The following is a 17,032-nucleotide window of genomic DNA, read 5'->3' on the forward strand; positions in this document are numbered from 1 at the left end:
CGTTAAACCATTAGTTAAGCAGGAAAATGCTTTATCCAGTGCTTGGCAATATCTTCCCTGGTTGTCAGCCAAACCTTTTCATGGCTCAACACGTATTCAATAAAGCGCTGCAGTGCCGCCATACGAGCAGGCCGCCCAATCAGGCGACAGTGCAACCCTATTGATAACATTTTGGGCGCCACCTCGCCCTCGGCGTACAATACATCGAAAGCATCTTTGAGATACTGGTAAAATTGCTCACCGCTATTGAAACCTTGAGGCGTAGCAAAACGCATGTCGTTGGTATCTAACGTATAAGGCACTATTAAAAGTGGTTTGGAATAGAACCTGTCCCAATAAGGTAAATCATCGGCGTAAGAGTCTGCGCAATAGAGAATATCATCCCGCTCTGCAATCAGCTTTAAGGTATTGGGGCTTGTTCTGCCCGTGTACCAACCTGCCGGCTTGGCACCCGTTAACTCTTGATGCAGATTGATAGAGGTATTTATCAGTTCACGCTCCTGGTCTTCACTCATGTCTTGATAGTGAATCCAACGATGCGCATGACTGGCAATTTCCCAGTTTGACTCCAGCATGGCTGCCAGAGCATCGGGGTTGCGCTGCATTGCCATGGTGACGCCAAAAACCGTCACCGGAACCTGGTAACGCTCAAACAGGCGATGTAAGCGCCAGAATCCGGCACGACTGCCATATTCATACATAGACTCCATCGACATGTGACGATCATTATAAGGCTGAGCACCAATAATTTCTGACAGGAAAATCTCAGAATGATCATCACCATGAAGTACGCAATTTTCCCCTCCTTCTTCGTAATTTAAAACAAACTGAACGGCAACTTTGGCGCCTTCAGGCCATTGTGGGTTTGGAGGCGTTGCGCCATAGCCAATAAGATCTCTGGGGTAATTGTGTTGCATCTATATGAGCCTTGTATATTTAAATGAGGTTAAGTCTGAATAGAAATTCAAACGTCCAGCTGATGCCGCGCGTGAAGCACGCCTTGGACATCCAAACTTATCATTAAGCCATGAAAATAGTCTAGTTTTTTGCTATGCCAGTTGGTGGCGTGTCCTACTCTGCACATTCAATCCGATAATATTAACTTAGGTATACTACTTACCAAATAGAGGGGGAAACACCTGCCCCACATGTTTTACAGGCAAAAGAGACTCTGTAAAAAGATAATGGATTGATATACAAAGAAGCTTTGCCACACTTAATGCATTTAGCAGGAACAATTTTGTCAAATAACCACAGTGGAGAAAACCCCAAAGGCAAAAAGAAAATGAAAGCTCCCCAGCCTGTAACTTTAAGGCCATAGTTTACCGCTACCGGATGAAGCAGATAAAATACTAATAAAATTGAACCTAAAAATACAAAAACTCGAAATATTTCGAAGAATATTAGATTCATATACTCCTGCCTCTCCGTACTCCTAAAATCAGACTTAATAGCGAGCTTTTCTTATATTGTTTGCTCATTTACCAGACCTCTTAATTAAATGCACATAAGCATTCAATTGATTAAAACAAAAATAAAATTTGATGACGGCTATCATGCAAGGTGAATGTGCAATAAATGAGGATAAGAAAAAATGAGTGGCAAATTAATCACTCATCAGACCTGCCAGGCAATGGCTCCTGCTACAAAAGAATGACCGGCATTTTCTCTTCAGAAGAGACTCAACCAGGTTGGGTAGCCAAAAATTAATTTGTAGTGACGATAGTTATTGGCTAAATCAAACTTTTAAGAGTTCAAGTTTGTGAATGTTGTGGAAGCCAATCCAAACGTAAAGTTTTTCATCAAGTTAATATCAAGCTATATTATACCCACTTGAATTTTAAATAATTATCAAAAGAAATAAAGGGAATTAAAAATGATTTTCAAACGAGGTTATTTAGCGGTTTTGCTTAGCCTACTTACTATTACAGGATGTGGTGGTGGCAGTGGCAGCGAAAGTGACGATACTACGCAAGATCCACAAGCTGCGGTAATAAATGCTATTGATGTTACCGGAGCATGGGCCGAAGGAGAAACATTAACAGCCAGTGTAAACTGTACTGAATGCCTACCTTCAATGAATAAATATAAGTGGTCAATCGACGGTAACAACATATCTGATACCAACAGTTACCTGTTAACTTCCGCTGATTTAGATAAAAAAATACGTATTGATGCCTCTGCCAGTAATAGTGCCAATTTAATTGATAATGCCTATCAAACAATAGAGGCCGAATATAAAAGCCATGTCACCCACATTTACGCTAACGCCAGAGCTTTTGCTGCACTAAAAAGTGATGGTTCCGTTGTTACCTGGGGCGAAAGTTCTACAGGCGGTGATAGCGCGAATGTAGCACTTACAGATGTCAGTAAAATTTTTTCTAATGATGGCGGATTCGCTGCATTGAACAATGACGGCTCGGTAAGTAGCTGGGGGCTACTGCCGGCACCTGATAGCGTTAATCTCTTACTTACCGATGTTAAAGAAATTTATGCTACTGATTATGCTTTCGCAGCGCTTAAAGAGGATGGAACGGTAATAACCTGGGGCAGCGCTGACCATGGCGGTGACAGCAGCTCAGTGACTTTGGATGATGTAACGCGTATTTATGCTACTACTTCAGCTTTTGCTGCCTTAAAAGACAATGGTTCAGTTGTCACTTGGGGAGAAGATAACCGGGGAGGAAATAGCAGCGGAGTAAACCTGGAAAATGTTGAAGAAATTTACGCTACAAGTACCGCCTTTGCGGCACATAAAACCAATGGTTCGGTCATCACTTGGGGGGGAGATAATTTCGCTAATAGTGAGTCTGTAATTGTAGAAAATGTTAATGAAGTTTTCGTTAACTCATCTGCTTTTGCTTTCCTGAAAACCGATAACTCAGTAGAGACTTGGGGACATATTGACTATGGCGGTGTCAGTGACGATATTCCTTTAAATAATACCGCCAAAATTTTTTCTACCAATGCTGCATTCGCGGCGCTAAAAACAGATGGTTCGGTAGTAACATGGGGGAACGATAATAGCGGCGGTGACAGTAGTAATGTAACCCTGAATGATGTCACTACCATTTACGCTAACGCGTTTGCATTTGCAGCGCTGAAAGCAGACGGTACTGTTATCACCTGGGGGATAAGCACTCGTGGGGGCGATAGTTCCGCTGTAGATTTAACGAATATAGTAAAGGTATATTCAACATTAGATGCCTTTGCTGCGCTTAAAACAGACGCTTCAATTATAACCTGGGGGGAGACAAACTCAGGCAGTGACAGCAGTACAATTGACCCCAACAATATCGTAGATATTTATTCTACCAATAATGCTTTTGCTGCATTAAAGCAAGACGGGACTGTAGTTACCTGGGGGCATAGTGATTATGGTGGGAATAGCAGCATGGTAGCAGATAACCTGCTCCCGACTGTGGAAATTATTGTCAGTGACACTAACCTACCCTAGAACTTTAGGTATGCATATATTTGAATACATACATATCTCTCCTTGCGTTAGTTTACTTATCTTTATGTAAATTAATATTCATGGACTGCTGATCTTTCTTAGGAATGGTGCACCTCAATGTCAGATAGAATCTAACTATAGAAGGTATCCACTAATTGTGGGTAACTCCGAAGCCTAGCGCCCGCCTCAACTGCTGAGGCTACTATCACCTTTTGTGCGCTTTTTTTTGCATAAAAGGCGACAAGTGGCCGGAGGTCAGATTACAGGTACTTGTTAGGTATTTAGCTTTCTTTTATAACAACAAAGTCAATAAATTTACTAAGAAGATTCTCAGCATGAGGGGTTGGTATAATTTCATTGCTTTCATCTTTAATAAAACCATCTATTCCTTTTAAAAGCCTTAATATGGTATTTCTACGATAGAGGGCTCTAGAATAGTGAGGGGGGCTCCCATCATACTTATCCGGATACCTCTCTGGTCTTATCCAAGCAGGGGTAATACCTTTACGAGCAACTTTCTTTAGTTTTTCTTTGTCAGAAAGTGTTTCTTTCGCTTCAGCGATCGGAGCTAATCCTTCATCAATATAAGATTTAAACAAAAATTCATGTTTTTTTGTAATTTCCTCTTTAATGTATAACTTATATTGTTTAATAACTTTCCTACGTTTTCGTTTCGAGAAAAAATCTGAGGCAATAGAGATTGGAGCTAACACTAGAACTATTGAAAATAGGAAGCCAAAAAAGTAAATAGGTAAACGAGCTAGGTGCACAAAGGCCCCCCCAACAAATACATTACTCCAAAAAGAAGCCCCCTCTTCAGAATCTATATATTTTGATAGTCTAATCTCTCTTACCCCTGCTATCTTCCCAAAGATATTAAGCTCAACATCTGATCCAGCTGAATGTAAAGTTAATACCTTTATCGTATAACTCTCACCTTGTTCAAGAATAATCTGGGGAAGTAATATACTCTTTTCTTTATCAATACTAGGGAAAGCAGAGGACTTTAAATAATCATTGGTTGAGCTAATTTGTTCAGACTTTAGAAATTTTCCGTCTTTGATTGTTAAATTCAGAGGATATTTATCATCGTAATATCCATTTAGTATAGGAGCTCCACCATCATTCTTAACTCTCAAAAATAGAACTGATAAAGTTTGATTCAGGCTTTTTATATCTACGTCCCCATAAAATACCTTTAACTCATTTACATCTTCTTTAACATCAAGAACGTTAGTATCGTTTAAGACCTCAACAATAAGCTCAGGATTGTCGATACGGAAAAATTCCGTATAAATTGTCAGGCTACCAAAAATTGCAGCCAGCATGAATCCGAAAAACGACCATGCAAACCTCTTATCTAGGTTGTTGAAAGATGAAATAACGCTCATCTATGAATTACTCTCCTTTTTTATTTGCCTAACTCCTCACTCACCAGAATATAAGAGTGTAGCGAGTAAGGTTCTGTGTAGTGATTTGTTAGATAAATTTAGCTCTTTAGAACTTCTACTTCTTCAATTGAAATTAGCTTCAATTTTTCAAGCTGTACTGCAATAGCGAGCTTAGAACGTTCAAATTCTTTGGCAATTTCAGACATATTGCTATTTTCATTAAACATGTTTTCAATGGCACTCAATTCATCATCTGACCAAGGAAAATGCGATCTAGCGGGTTTACCTTCCTTGATATTTTTTTCTTTGAGTTCTACTTCTTGTTGTTTGGTCAAAACTCGTTTTTTTCGCTTTTTAGGTAGAGAGTTAAGAGCTATAAGCTCTGTAATCAAAGTAAAAAGAATTCTTTTCCCTTCCGCTGTATGTACTACGGAAAACGCAGGAAGTTCTTCTCCTGTGCTAGGGTTCACTCCCATTCCTAAAGCTTCTAATTCATCCGTTAACATTAATTTATGCCTATTTGCCTAATTTAGGGTAGCCGGAACACCATATAGGCTGTCCCTGCCGCGATAGCGACAATCGCAACGCCTTGTCAATCTTATGATTTTGCAATTAAAAAAACTAAAGCTGTTATAAGGATACCTACGATTATTCCAGCCCAAAATTTGTCAACTTTAATTTTATCTGCAATCTTCTCAATTGTTACATGAAGAACTTCAGGACTGTCTTTTAGACTAATGGCCTGGTGGTTACCTACCCATCCAGGGAGTTCTGCGGGAGTTATGTCAATAAGTATTGGTATGATAGTTTTTTTCTGGATTAATGAGGCTCCGATCTCTTGCTGGACAGCTTGAGATTCACAAGCGTTTTTGGAAGCCAAAAAAAGACCCAATCAGCCCTATTTAGTTTTTCAAATATGACATCGGTCCAATTGTTTCCTGGCTCAATAGATATACTAGCAAGAAATGTATCTATGCCAGCCATAGAAATTAAAGAATAAAGTTTTTGGGCTAAATCTTCATCCTTGGTTGAGTAACTTATAAATGCTGTGCTCAATTTGAACTCCTTGTTTCTTAGTCATGCTGCACCTCAATGTCAGATAGAATCTAACTATAGAAGGTTCCCACTATTGTGGGTAACTCTTCGCTATAACACCAAATAACAGGCTAAGTAGTAGTTGGCTAAAATGTGAAAAGTGGAACGCCGCCAACTTTTACGTGTCCTTGTTTATTTTCTTGTTAGCAATATCATTTATATTTAAATGATTGTTGCTACCTAAGTTGTATTTAATATTACTTATTGTACTGATTGGTATTTCTGTAACTGTTTTTTCATCCTTATCTAAACAAATTAAAGAGTTAGTTGTGCGTAGCAGTAAATAAAATGGCTTATCTATGTACTCATTCGATTGCTTATTGAACTCTATCGTTACTTCAGAACCTCCTCCATATCCAACGAGCCTAAGAAAATCAGAGTAATGATTTATACTAAATATGAAGTAAAATGAAAGTACATAAAAGCCTAATGCAGCACAAGCAGCAACCCACCAAATTGCAGCTTCCCTCCAAAGGGTTAAAAAGATGACAAAGATAAATACCCCACTAGTAATACCTACCATTAAAGGATTTGGTTCAACTCTCTTAGATATATAAAATTCGAGAAAATAAAACAGTAAACCAACAATAACGGACAATAGTAAACTTAGTTGCATAGCTTCCTTAGGTTTAAGGTTTCTAATCATATTGAGAATTTCAGTGGTTTGGGACTTGGGGATTCTTAGCTTAAAAAGAGCCACCATATCCAATGAAAGTAAATTAAACCCTTTGGAGGCATCCGAAAAGCCAGAGATAATTCTCGTAACTATTCTTGCAACCAACACCCTTGTAAGCATAAAAATAGCACTAGCTGACAAAGCCAAAAATAACCCTCCAGCAGTTACTGTGGCACTAAGGTACGGGATTCCTTCAAGAGGTGGTCTAATACCGATTTTTATTGCATACACATATGTCGCATACTCACTTACAAGACCTATGACACCTGGGCCTGCAACAACACCTATAACAACACCTATTATTAACTTTAAAGGTAAAGCTAAGCTCAAATATTTTTCAATTAAACTTTTAATATGGACCTCCATGTATTGCTAGCGCTTGGCACGCCAGAAAACTTGGCGCGCAACGACTAATTTTTCTAAGTGATGCCACTTGTTAGCTTTCTTTATATTCTTCTAGCCATTCAATGAGTTGATCCCTATCCGCTAGTGACAAATCTAAGTTTGTTGTTGCTTCATTCTCAACAAAATCACGAGCACCAGAAGTAAACGTTGACGTTGTAACTACAATACCAACATTCCCACCATTTCTTGAGTTTTTTACACCGTACAAAGATCTAATAACATCAACTCCAACTTTATTACCCTCTGCATAATGCTTACATTCAATTAGGTATTTAGTTTTTATACCAAGTTTATCTTTATGTAGCGCAATTACATCTTTACCGCCATCTCTCGTCCTTTTAGTAAGTTCAACTTCAAAGCCTTTAGACCTAAAAATTTCTGCTGTTACTTCTTCAAATTGACGAGGGTCTAACTCTGCTAGTAATTCCGGCTCAAATTTCAGTGCTGTTACCAGTTCAGGGATAGATTCATAAAGTTCAAATAAGTCTCTTGCAGAATAAATCTCACGAACATATTCTACATCAGGTTCATTTAAAGCTTTCGCACCACTGCATTTGTCGATAATGAAGTTTATAAAATTAACGGGGTATTCTGATACTTCAAATGTTAATTCAATATCATTTGAACATTCACAACACTCAAATGGATATGAAAGTTCAAATATATTTTCATTTCCCATGGAGCGTTCGCCACCACCAATACATTCACAGTTAAAGTCTTCTACGGGAATTGAATCCTTAAATGAACATTTAGAACATTCATACTCAATTTCACCAACAAATTGCCACATGACAAATCTCCTTGAGAAAGCTAACAGCTTATTACGTAGACACTTCAGTAATACACTAACCTTAAACGTTACTTAACTTATATACTTTCATTGTTTTAAAGCTGCTAACGAACTGGTTGATGTGTGTTACTGAGAAGGCTCAGTAACATGAAATACGTCAGGTGTCCCCACTATCCGGGACATAAGAGTATATCTAGGCCCAGAAGCCCGACAGGGTCAAGTCTTGTTTCTTGAGAAGCCCGACAGGGTCAAGTCTTGTTTCTTGCATAAAAAATTACTTGTGCAAAATTCAAGACCTGACACTAGAGTTCTATAGTTTCATTGACGACTAACCCTCCATGGGCTTACAACGCCTCACTAAGAGGCAATAAAGCTTGGCTTTGAACTGGAACACAATGACAAAAGCCAAGCTTTCCTTGTCCTGTCTGCATGACTTATCATGCAACAATACCCAGCAACTTCAATGACTTACCCAACACTTCTTTCGCTTTAAATGCGGTAGCCGTTGCTTTGTCTAGTTTTGTTAATGCAGTACCAAATTTTTCAACAATACCTTTATGATTAGTTGCTTGTAATTCATCTTTATTTGCAACTACACCTCCTAATGCAGTTTGAAAAGCATCGCGAATACCCTTAGCTCCATAAATTTCGTAATGAGCTACTGACCTGCGAATACCTTCAAGGGCTTCAAGTAAAAAAGTTTTAACTGCCACCTCAAAATTACTTGCTTTAACCTCATCATATAACTCTGTAATGAGTTGAGAGATATCTTTTAGCTCATTCTCACTCACTTCACCTTCATCGTAAAACTCAGATAACATATCAGAAGCAAAAGCAAGCCTAGTAATGGTATCATCAGAAATTAATGAGCATGTATTCTCAAATTGTCTATTCAATTCGTTAGGAAGAACAGTTAATTCAACATTTTCAAAATTTAACAGAAATAAATCTGGATTAGGAGAAAATGACGCTATTAGAACTCTAGATCTTCTTGCCAAATCAGATACATCTAACATAGCTCTTACTAACTCCATTTCAGAAGCCTCTTCCATATCTAATATTTTCCCCCAGGCCTCTCTCTTAGTAAGGCTTGAAGCAGTTGCATAATCATTTCTAAGTTCTTGCACTTGCTCAATAAGTTTCAATAGTCGACCGACAGGATTATTTTTATTTATCATAGACTCTCTCTGTGTTTTAAATTTATGCAACCTTGCCAATAGTTAGACATGAATCACTCTTAGCAAAATTAAGGCGCATACCAACGCCAGCCTTTGGGGATTTTAATTACCGTGTAGACACGAAGCGGCTGGCAATTAAAATTCCGATAACAAAGCCCGACAGGGTCAAGTCTTGTTTCTTGCATAAAAAATTACTTGTGCAAAATTCAAGACCTGACCCTAGAGTTTTTACTTGTTTAACGATATTAAAAACCTAAAGCCAAAACATATTAACTTATGATCATTTCTTCCTTTTTATATTCTTTCTGGCCTTCCCCAATAGTGATAGTCCAGAGGAACAAGAAAGTTAACCCCAGTAAGATACCTTTGAAGATCTCATATTGATAATACAGCCAGTTCCAGCCGCTAAACATCTTGGCAGTTTCAGCATTTACCCCAAATTCATCAAGATGCCTGATAAAATTTTCAAGCAGTGCCAGAAGATCCACAGCCATGAACAGCGCGAATACGCTGATTAAGGCAAATTCAGCCCTGTAAATGAATACGTGATCAGTTGGTTTGCCCTTTGCCTTCAATCTGTCTCGAGTGAAATGTACCCTATTTGAAACCAGCACGTATAAGACTAAATCAATTAAAAAGTGTGTACCAAATATGATGGTATTTACTGTCATTTTGCTCAAAGTTTCACTATTGGTTTTTATAACGAATGTGAACAGCAGAAACTGTAACAGATACACTGTTAACATGATGCCGCATAAGTGCCTCACGTTATCATTGTTTTTGTATTGCAGCATTATCAACAACAACGAACCGGCAATAAGTATATCGGTGTATAGTGGTACTGCAGTACTGGCGAAAAGAACTCCTGCAAGTATTAGAACTAGTTTGTATTTAACCATAGAGAATCACTTCCTTATATCTGACATGGTATTGGCTAGGGCTTTTCTATATCCTCTTCTTTAACAAAGCTGGAGGAAAACACTGCCTGGATATCTGCCACTGGCGCTGTAAAACTAATTGCCTTTGGGTCGTCACCTTTATGAGTACCAGAACCACCGGTTACATCCTTAAGCACACCCACTGCTAAAGCTTGGGCTTTGGGGTCGTCACCTTTGTGAATACCAGATCCGCCAGAAACCATTTTCAGGTCGGCAGGCCTTAATGTCTTGCCATTAGGCTTCATGCCTGTATCGATACCACTGCCACCCGTAACTTGTTTTAAATCTTTAGCTGCTAGTTTCTGGCTCATGCCCTGATTCCCCGTTAAGATGATTCTTCCTTGCTGACGCTCTAAGCTGATTAGGTTGCTTATCATCGACAAGCATTTTATACCTGTCGAATTCCTTTTTAAGTTCATCAAAGCGGCTAAAGATAGGTGAAAGGTTGATCTGGCAATAAGCTTGCAGAGCATAAGACTGGTTCATCCTTGGCTCACTTTTGCCCTTTTCCCAGCTCTCATAAGTAACCCGGCTAACACCGGCAACTTTGGCCATTTGTTCTGTGGTGCGGTTGGCAGAAAGCCTCATGCGCTTGAGGTCGGCCCCCGTGATTGGTCTAAACATAAAATATCCCTACTTATTCTTTTTATGTCCGTATCTATTCAGATGCGATAGGTAACCCGTACAGGGTTATGCAGAGGGGGATGATATAAGAAATGTGGATTTCAAGCAACATTACGTGATGAAGTAATATGCCGTCAGAGCCGTTAAAAATAGATGCGCTGCTATCGAAGGAGAAAACAGCTTCCAGGCTGATTGTCAGAGAACCGCATCTCCTATTTTAGTGGGCTTTAAACGCAACGATTCCACCATATTTAGATATGAGTGGCAAAACCAATAACGCCCTCGCCCACTTTTTAAAAATCTTAAGTTTGTAAATTGGTTAATCGATATCTGGAGCGTCGTCTGATACAAATAACATTCTAATCGGCCCCTCAGTGTTTTCGCCTAATTGTGAAGCTAACGATTCAATCGTCTCTATCGCCTCTTGACGGCCCATATAAACCATGTGACGCCCCTCACTTAATTTTTCTACTTCCGACATTTTTTATGCTTCCTTTGTTAATAAATGTGGTCGCATTATGCTACCTGCCTTAATCAACATTGTCAGGTAAAAAATTCAGAGGCTGTTCACTCTCTACTACGTGTTAAAAGCGGGGGAAGATCAGCGTCCGCTGGTTTTGCCTGTTAGGTATTTTTTATACAAAAAATTTCCGAAAAGTACACCTGCTATTAGTAAAACAGGCCACTCAATAAAAACTAAGATATCAAACATTTCCATTTCTGCATCATAGCCGCCTTCAAGATTTTTTAAATCCCATATCCACGCATTAAGAGGAATTAATAAAAAAGAACCGGCCATCACTACAATTACAGTCGTTATGATGATAGTGATTATTTTTTTCATAGGATCCTCCAAAACCATATTGATTTGGAATCTTCTAAATCAGACCAGCCAGGAACAAAAGAATGCAACCCCCAGCTTCCCATCCGTGCATGGATTCTTGCCCATGAACGCCAATCAGTTATTCTCCGGCCATTCCATAAATCTATATGGTCTCCACTTCTATTTCTAAAGCTCTCCTTTTTCCCATTAGTTGTCCTTTGCCAATAGTCTTTAAAGAAGATAATTCCCTTTTTACCATGCAATTCATCCGCAAATTCATCCGGGTTTACTTTTATAACCTTTTGGATTCCCGCAACAGGAAATTTATTAAGGCCATTGGCCAGTTCTTCAGCCCGAATCACATGACCTTGAGATTTATCATGGCCATGCCAACAGTGTGTCGCTCCTGGAATACTTGATGTTTTAACACCACATTTTGCCAGTGCTACTCCAACTCTAATCGCACACTGATTAGTGAAATTTTTTTCCCCATTAGTTGTACAAGGATTATCTTCATTGGTATTAGTTGGATGAGATTCCCATAGTTTTTCAAAACTGAACACAGCATATCCTCCATAATTTCTGCATTTATTGGCTAACTATAGGATATATCAACTAATTATGACTAGTAGAAAATTTTGAATGTCCTGTTTGGTTGAAAGAAAACAGTTCGTAAATTGATGACCAGAATCCCCGTGTATCACCGCCAAACAATTTCTCAGGCAACTTATTTGACACTGTACCTGTGGATTAGGTAATCCACGGGTACAGCTATTTTCTAAGCTGCTTAGACAGCGGTGAACAGTAAGCTAGCTTGCTCTAATAGTCTTTAATTATCCAAGCTCCATATCTATCCTTAAAACTAAACACTTTTCATTGCTTGAAGTAACTTTTTATCCCTTAAGGTGTAATAAGGAATGGTAAAGGTTGAATACTTTGAACGTCCATGAGCTCTTGAATAGTTAGTAATGGTAATGCCTGGTTCAAATTCCTTAAGACAGTTTGGGGTAAAGCGTACTTCAATATCTTCGCCATCAAAAACTTGGCCGTAATGTAATACATCGGCAGGCGCCCTTCCTTGACTAGGTTTTTTCCAAAACTTATTTTCGATAATATCCACCAACCAAGGAAGTGAAATCAATGGGATAATAAATTGTTTTAAGCTATAACCTGGTTCATCTTCGCTACCAAAGCCCATATCACGATATACACTTTTACGCAGAAATATGGCCTCATACTCATTTGTTACTAAGTAAACAATTGACCCTGGGTAAAATGCATCCAAAATTTCAATAATGACTTGGTGTCCTGCAGGTAAATTATTAGTATTTAAAAAAGACATAGTTTTCCTAAATTATTCCTTTGTCAGAAATACGAAAAATAGCGTCACGGGATGCTAATTTTCCAGAATTTCAGTAAATTATGGAAAAAGAAGTAGTAACAGTTTTGACGATATATAACTCACCGGGTTATTGTGAAAAATTCAATTAATACTGTTTTACCAATGCTGACGGCTAAGTCAAAAGTATGCCAAACAAACGGATACCCCTCATCGAGTGGTCTTTGATGATCCTGGTTCCATATTCATCCTTAAAATTAAATGCTTTTCATCGCTTGGAGTAACCTTTTATCTCTTAAAGTGTAATAAGGAATAGCAAGCTCTGAATACTTTGACCTCCCGTCCGGCCTAGATAAATTAAGAATGGTTATGCCCGGTTCAAACTCTTTTTGACAGTTAGGAGTAAAACGTATTTTTACCTCTTCAGCATCAAAAGTATTTTTGTAATGTAAAACTTCTGCTGGCACACCTCCCTGGCTAGACTTTCGCCAGAACTTATTTTCGATAATATCCACTAACCAAGGTATTGCACTGAGCGGCAGAGTAAATTGCTCTAAACTGTAACCCGGCTCATCCTCATCGAGGTAATCCCCAACCTTCCATGCTTCTTTTCTGAGAAAAATAGCTTCATGCTTATTAGTTATCAAAAAAAATAGCTCACCATTTTTAAAAGCATCAACTATCTCTACACTAGTTTGATATCCAACAGGGAGGCTTTGAGTATTTAAAAAAGACATAGTGTTTCCTATGTGATTGCTTTAGCAGGTACACGAATAATAGCGCCCTAATTTAGCTTCCTTTAAGCAGCATAGTATGACAGCCATATATAATGCGGATGGAGGGTTTTACTCTCACATCCTAAGATATAACTCTCATGATTTCGACGCTATTATTCATAATCTCACTAAGTTAGAAGGGGTTACCGCCGTTAATCATATAAATGGTGCTGCCGTAACGCCCACTACTACCATTAAAGTAATTTTCTAAAGTTGCAGTAATAGGTGCAGTATCAAAACAGCTGCTTGCGTCCCACTTTATCGTTCCAGTACCAAATGCGGCAACATTGGTCTGAATACCTATCAGGCCATAACTTTCAGCGGGCATCTGTGCACCAGAGCTTTTTAACGGATCGTTACTGGTTGAAAATATTCCAGCGAAAGCTCCGGGGTTTATATTAATTTTATCGCCGCTAGTTTCACTAAAGTATTTAGCCTGAAAGAAAAGGTTTACAGGTTGGTTTTGGTTGTTCACCACATAAATATGAGTGCCCCTGCTATTAGAGCTTGTCATTCTTATATGTGGGATGTTTGCAGAGCCAGAGTAGAAAACAGCAGTTTCTTCGGTAACAAAGGTATGAATTGCGGGGTCATACTTCACCAATTGCTGTTGCTCGTCATAAATATATTCCGTACCTGCACATTTGTCTGTATCGATCTGATATTTTCCTGTATCAACTTCAGATGCTAAAACACTTACGCCGGAAAGTGCTGCTACCATGCCTAATACAATATGTTTAACCTTCATCTTTCTTCCTTATTTTGATTAAGTTATTTAAAAATTCTCTGCAAAATGAACCAGCTTTTATTCAGCAAATACTCTCGGCAGCTAACCATACAAAGCTGAACATCCATAACAAGTATTATGCTGGTGGATTCAATTGCTAACCAGTTGTTTTTTCTCGGGTTGGCTTGTGATATCGAGTAAGCATTTCTGCTTATCCAGAAGGTATAGGGCCGAAGGCCAAGTCTTGCTCCCTCTATCGTCTATACAAGCACAAAAAACAAACAGGTAAACCGTTAATTATCCTGAACAGGCTAACAGCAAAAAATGACATTCCACACCATGCCCGGAGACCACTTTCAGTGGCAACAAAAATTGACAACGCTGTCTGTTATGTATACATATGTAGACAGCTAGCGGACTTTTTCCCGGAAAAACGCGGCTTTAAAAATGGAATCAATGAATACCCGGGTGATGCCAACCAAACGGTTCAAGCAAACCCGACAACTAAGGAAGGATAACAATGAAGCAATTAACTATTGCGGCAGGCATGGCGATATCGGCCTTATGGCCAAGCCTGTCGAGTGCAGATAACAACCCCTACGACTACTTTACCGGCAGTTATCAAAGTTTTAAGCAAACAAGCGGTAAAGTCATGGCGTCATATGTTGCCAACTGGGCAGATCCAAATGCTGTCGACAATATCAACGGCAATAACCTCACCCATATCTTATACGCTTTTCTTAACGGTTGCGGCCCGGGAGAAACCGACAGGGCCAAGGCGTTATGCACCCATAAGCAAGATTATGAATTGGCAGAAACCCCTACCAGCATAGATAAAACGTTTGCCGCAAAATTTTCAGCGCTGAAGTCAGCCTATCCTCATATCAAAATATTGCCTTCGGTCGGCGGCTGGGGCGGCTCGGGCACTTTTGCGCCTATGACAAAAACCAAAGCAAACCGTGCGGTATTTATTAACGACGTGGTTAACTACCTCAAGGCAAACCCTGTTTTTGACGGTATCGACATCGACTGGGAATGGCCGGGAACGCCGCAAGAAGGCGAACAGTATGCCGACCTGATGCATGAATTACGCAGTGCTTTTGAGGTACTGGGCAGTGAAACCGGCAGAGAGTACCAAATAACATCCGCTATCGGCTCGCACAAGAATAATGTTGCCAACATCAACTATGCCCGTGCCCAGGAGTTTATGGATTATATCTTTATCATGACCTATGACTTTTTCGGCGGTTGGTCGAAACAAAACATTGGCCATCATACAGCGCTGCAGGCTCATTCTGCCAATGGCAATAATGCCCATGGCGGCGCCGAGGGCGTAAAAAACCTGCTCGACGCCGGCGTACCCGCCAGTAAGCTGGTGCTGGGGGTTGCCATGTATGCCAGAGGCTGGGATGGCGTAAGCCCTAATTCAACCGGCTCTTTACTCGGAGGTACAGCCACAAGCGGCTTTCCTAAAAAAGTAAACACCTGGGATGAAGAAGGTGTCGCCACCTATAAAAGACTAGTTGCAGAAATAATAGGCAGTGAAGGCCAGGGAATTAACGGTTTTACCGTAACTTATAATGCCGAGTGCGACTGTCATTATGCCTACCGCGACAGTGACAGCGCTTTAGTCACCTTTGACCATCCCAAAGATGTTGCCAACAAAGCGCAATATGCCCTTGAACATGGCCTTGCCGGAGTTTTCTCCTGGGAATACAATCAGGACAACGGCGACATTTTAAGCGCCATGAACTTTGGTCTGGGCAATACCCTGCTTGTCCCCGATAACTCAGGCAATTGCGCCGGTGTGCCGCACTGGCGTGCCGATGTCATTTATAATCACGAGCAAGTGCAGCACAATAACGTGCTGTACCAGTCATACTGGTGGAACAAAGGGCGCAATCCCGCCGAAAACTCGGGCGAATGGCAAGCCTGGGCCAAAATAGCCGACTGCGACACTGACGGCCAGTAACCAGCTAAAACCAATAAAGTCGGCTGTTGACGGTCGACTTTTCCCAGCAACAACGAATGCCTGCCTGCACTTCATTCACACTGCTTACGGGCCTGTGTTAATTTTGTAAAACCTGGGCATTAACCACTTCAATTGCGCCCCGGTGTATTTTTATCGCATCCTGCTTCTCCAGCGCTTTAAGGTGGCGGCTGACCACTTCCCGGGCAGAGCCAATTTCGGTAGAGATTTCCTGATGGGTGACCCTAATGCGTTCTTGCCCCTTACTGTGTTTAAGCAGATATTGGTTCAAGCGATAACCGACGCTTTCCAGGGCAATAAACTCCAGTTGCGACATCAGATCCACCAGGCGGTGGCTGAAGTTTTCAAAGACAAAACGGCGAAAGTCAGGTGACCGGGCAACAAGTGTCTCAAAGTCACTGCGGGGGATCACCTTAGCCGTTACCTCGGTTTCGGTAATGGCTTCTGCCGGGTAATGGCTGTAGCCCATTAAACACGAGGTGGTCAGTACGCAAATCTCCCCCGGCTGTATCCGGTAAAGTACTAATTCTTTGCCTTCGTTTGAACGGGTATAGACTTTTACCATGCCGGAGGTCACAACGATATAGTTGCTGCATATCTGTCCCTGATCAAACACTTTATGGCGTGCGTTTAAGTGAACGGTGTCGTATTCATTCACTACGCAAGGTATCTTGTTCATAAAGAGTCCACGCTAACATTCATGAGATAAGTTGATAAATCTGGTGCTAAGCCATTAACTCGCCTGGCTTTAGCTATGGGTATGATAATTGAGAACAGGAATACAGTTATTATTTTTAATCAAAGTTAACGCCGCTATTCCCTG

20 protein-coding genes are annotated in these 17,032 nt (G+C 40.1%); 2 read left to right on the forward strand and 18 right to left on the reverse strand.

Annotated elements, in window-relative coordinates:
* Positions 1-14: 14 nt before the first annotated feature.
* Both puuE and QL234_RS16390 read right to left on the reverse strand, forming a co-directional pair.
* Positions 15-917, reverse strand: coding sequence for an allantoinase PuuE (gene puuE, locus QL234_RS16385; RefSeq protein WP_281558894.1), 903 nt, complete (start codon positions 915-917; stop codon positions 15-17).
* 199 nt (positions 918-1,116) lie between these two features.
* Positions 1,117-1,413, reverse strand: coding sequence for a hypothetical protein (locus QL234_RS16390; RefSeq protein WP_281558895.1), 297 nt, complete (start codon positions 1,411-1,413; stop codon positions 1,117-1,119).
* Between the two features lie 463 nt (positions 1,414-1,876).
* Here QL234_RS16390 and QL234_RS16395 point away from each other — a divergent pair, with 463 nt between their 5' ends.
* Positions 1,877-3,457 carry a hypothetical protein gene (locus QL234_RS16395; RefSeq protein WP_281558896.1) on the forward strand — a complete coding sequence of 527 codons (1,581 nt, stop codon included), beginning with the start codon at positions 1,877-1,879 and terminating at the stop codon, positions 3,455-3,457.
* A gap of 281 nt (positions 3,458-3,738) precedes the next feature.
* Here QL234_RS16395 and QL234_RS16400 read toward each other — a convergent pair whose 3' ends face one another.
* The 15 genes from QL234_RS16400 to QL234_RS16470 all read right to left on the reverse strand — a co-directional run bounded on the left by QL234_RS16400 (position 3,739) and on the right by QL234_RS16470 (position 14,240).
* The gene (locus QL234_RS16400) at positions 3,739-4,848 is read right to left on the reverse strand and encodes a hypothetical protein (RefSeq protein ID WP_281558897.1); all 1,110 of its coding nucleotides are present in this window, start codon (positions 4,846-4,848) and stop codon (positions 3,739-3,741) included.
* A gap of 98 nt (positions 4,849-4,946) precedes the next feature.
* A complete protein-coding gene (locus QL234_RS16405; protein WP_281558898.1) occupies positions 4,947-5,354 on the reverse strand; it encodes a hypothetical protein in 408 nt (135 codons plus the stop codon).
* A gap of 92 nt (positions 5,355-5,446) precedes the next feature.
* Positions 5,447-5,728 (reverse strand): hypothetical protein, encoded by a 282-nt coding sequence (locus QL234_RS16410; RefSeq protein WP_281558899.1) that lies wholly within the window; start codon positions 5,726-5,728, stop codon positions 5,447-5,449.
* Positions 5,729-6,061: 333 nt separating this feature from the next.
* Positions 6,062-6,985 carry a hypothetical protein gene (locus tag QL234_RS16415; protein WP_281558900.1) on the reverse strand — a complete coding sequence of 308 codons (924 nt, stop codon included), beginning with the start codon at positions 6,983-6,985 and terminating at the stop codon, positions 6,062-6,064.
* A gap of 70 nt (positions 6,986-7,055) precedes the next feature.
* Positions 7,056-7,814, reverse strand: coding sequence for a restriction endonuclease (locus tag QL234_RS16420; protein ID WP_281558901.1), 759 nt, complete (start codon positions 7,812-7,814; stop codon positions 7,056-7,058).
* A 437-nt stretch (positions 7,815-8,251) separates the two neighbouring features.
* Positions 8,252-8,992 carry a hypothetical protein gene (locus tag QL234_RS16425; protein WP_281558902.1) on the reverse strand — a complete coding sequence of 247 codons (741 nt, stop codon included), beginning with the start codon at positions 8,990-8,992 and terminating at the stop codon, positions 8,252-8,254.
* Positions 8,993-9,261: 269 nt separating this feature from the next.
* Positions 9,262-9,891: a hypothetical protein gene (locus tag QL234_RS16430; protein ID WP_281558903.1), complete on the reverse strand. Its 630-nt coding sequence runs from the start codon at positions 9,889-9,891 to the stop codon at positions 9,262-9,264.
* A 35-nt stretch (positions 9,892-9,926) separates the two neighbouring features.
* Positions 9,927-10,241: a hypothetical protein gene (locus QL234_RS16435; RefSeq protein ID WP_281558904.1), complete on the reverse strand. Its 315-nt coding sequence runs from the start codon at positions 10,239-10,241 to the stop codon at positions 9,927-9,929.
* Positions 10,219-10,554: a helix-turn-helix domain-containing protein gene (locus QL234_RS16440; protein WP_281558905.1), complete on the reverse strand. Its 336-nt coding sequence runs from the start codon at positions 10,552-10,554 to the stop codon at positions 10,219-10,221. Before QL234_RS16440 ends, QL234_RS16435 begins: the two co-directional genes overlap by 23 nt.
* Before the next feature lie 319 nt (positions 10,555-10,873).
* Positions 10,874-11,035 carry a hypothetical protein gene (locus QL234_RS16445; protein WP_281558906.1) on the reverse strand — a complete coding sequence of 54 codons (162 nt, stop codon included), beginning with the start codon at positions 11,033-11,035 and terminating at the stop codon, positions 10,874-10,876.
* A 120-nt stretch (positions 11,036-11,155) separates the two neighbouring features.
* Positions 11,156-11,398 carry a hypothetical protein gene (locus QL234_RS16450; protein ID WP_281558907.1) on the reverse strand — a complete coding sequence of 81 codons (243 nt, stop codon included), beginning with the start codon at positions 11,396-11,398 and terminating at the stop codon, positions 11,156-11,158.
* Entirely contained in the window at positions 11,395-11,940 is a 546-nt protein-coding gene (locus QL234_RS16455) for a type VI secretion system amidase effector protein Tae4 (RefSeq protein WP_281558908.1), read from the reverse strand. The genes QL234_RS16450 and QL234_RS16455 overlap by 4 nt, the downstream gene beginning before the upstream one ends.
* Before the next feature lie 299 nt (positions 11,941-12,239).
* Positions 12,240-12,719 carry a hypothetical protein gene (locus QL234_RS16460; protein ID WP_281558909.1) on the reverse strand — a complete coding sequence of 160 codons (480 nt, stop codon included), beginning with the start codon at positions 12,717-12,719 and terminating at the stop codon, positions 12,240-12,242.
* A gap of 254 nt (positions 12,720-12,973) precedes the next feature.
* Complete coding sequence (locus QL234_RS16465; protein WP_281558910.1) at positions 12,974-13,453, reverse strand: hypothetical protein; 480 nt, start codon at positions 13,451-13,453, stop codon at positions 12,974-12,976.
* A gap of 172 nt (positions 13,454-13,625) precedes the next feature.
* A complete protein-coding gene (locus tag QL234_RS16470) occupies positions 13,626-14,240 on the reverse strand; it encodes a hypothetical protein (RefSeq protein ID WP_281558911.1) in 615 nt (204 codons plus the stop codon).
* A gap of 499 nt (positions 14,241-14,739) precedes the next feature.
* Between QL234_RS16470 and QL234_RS16475 the strand changes: the two genes are divergently transcribed.
* Positions 14,740-16,191 carry a glycosyl hydrolase family 18 protein gene (locus QL234_RS16475; protein WP_281558912.1) on the forward strand — a complete coding sequence of 484 codons (1,452 nt, stop codon included), beginning with the start codon at positions 14,740-14,742 and terminating at the stop codon, positions 16,189-16,191.
* Between the two features lie 97 nt (positions 16,192-16,288).
* On the opposite strand, the gene QL234_RS16480 is transcribed toward QL234_RS16475, so the two are convergent.
* A complete protein-coding gene (locus QL234_RS16480; RefSeq protein ID WP_281558913.1) occupies positions 16,289-16,888 on the reverse strand; it encodes a Crp/Fnr family transcriptional regulator in 600 nt (199 codons plus the stop codon).
* Positions 16,889-17,032: the final 144 nt, after the last annotated feature.

Origin of the sequence: Thalassomonas sp. RHCl1 (assembly GCF_947387555.1) — a bacterium.
Lineage (GTDB): Bacteria > Pseudomonadota > Gammaproteobacteria > Enterobacterales > Alteromonadaceae > Thalassomonas.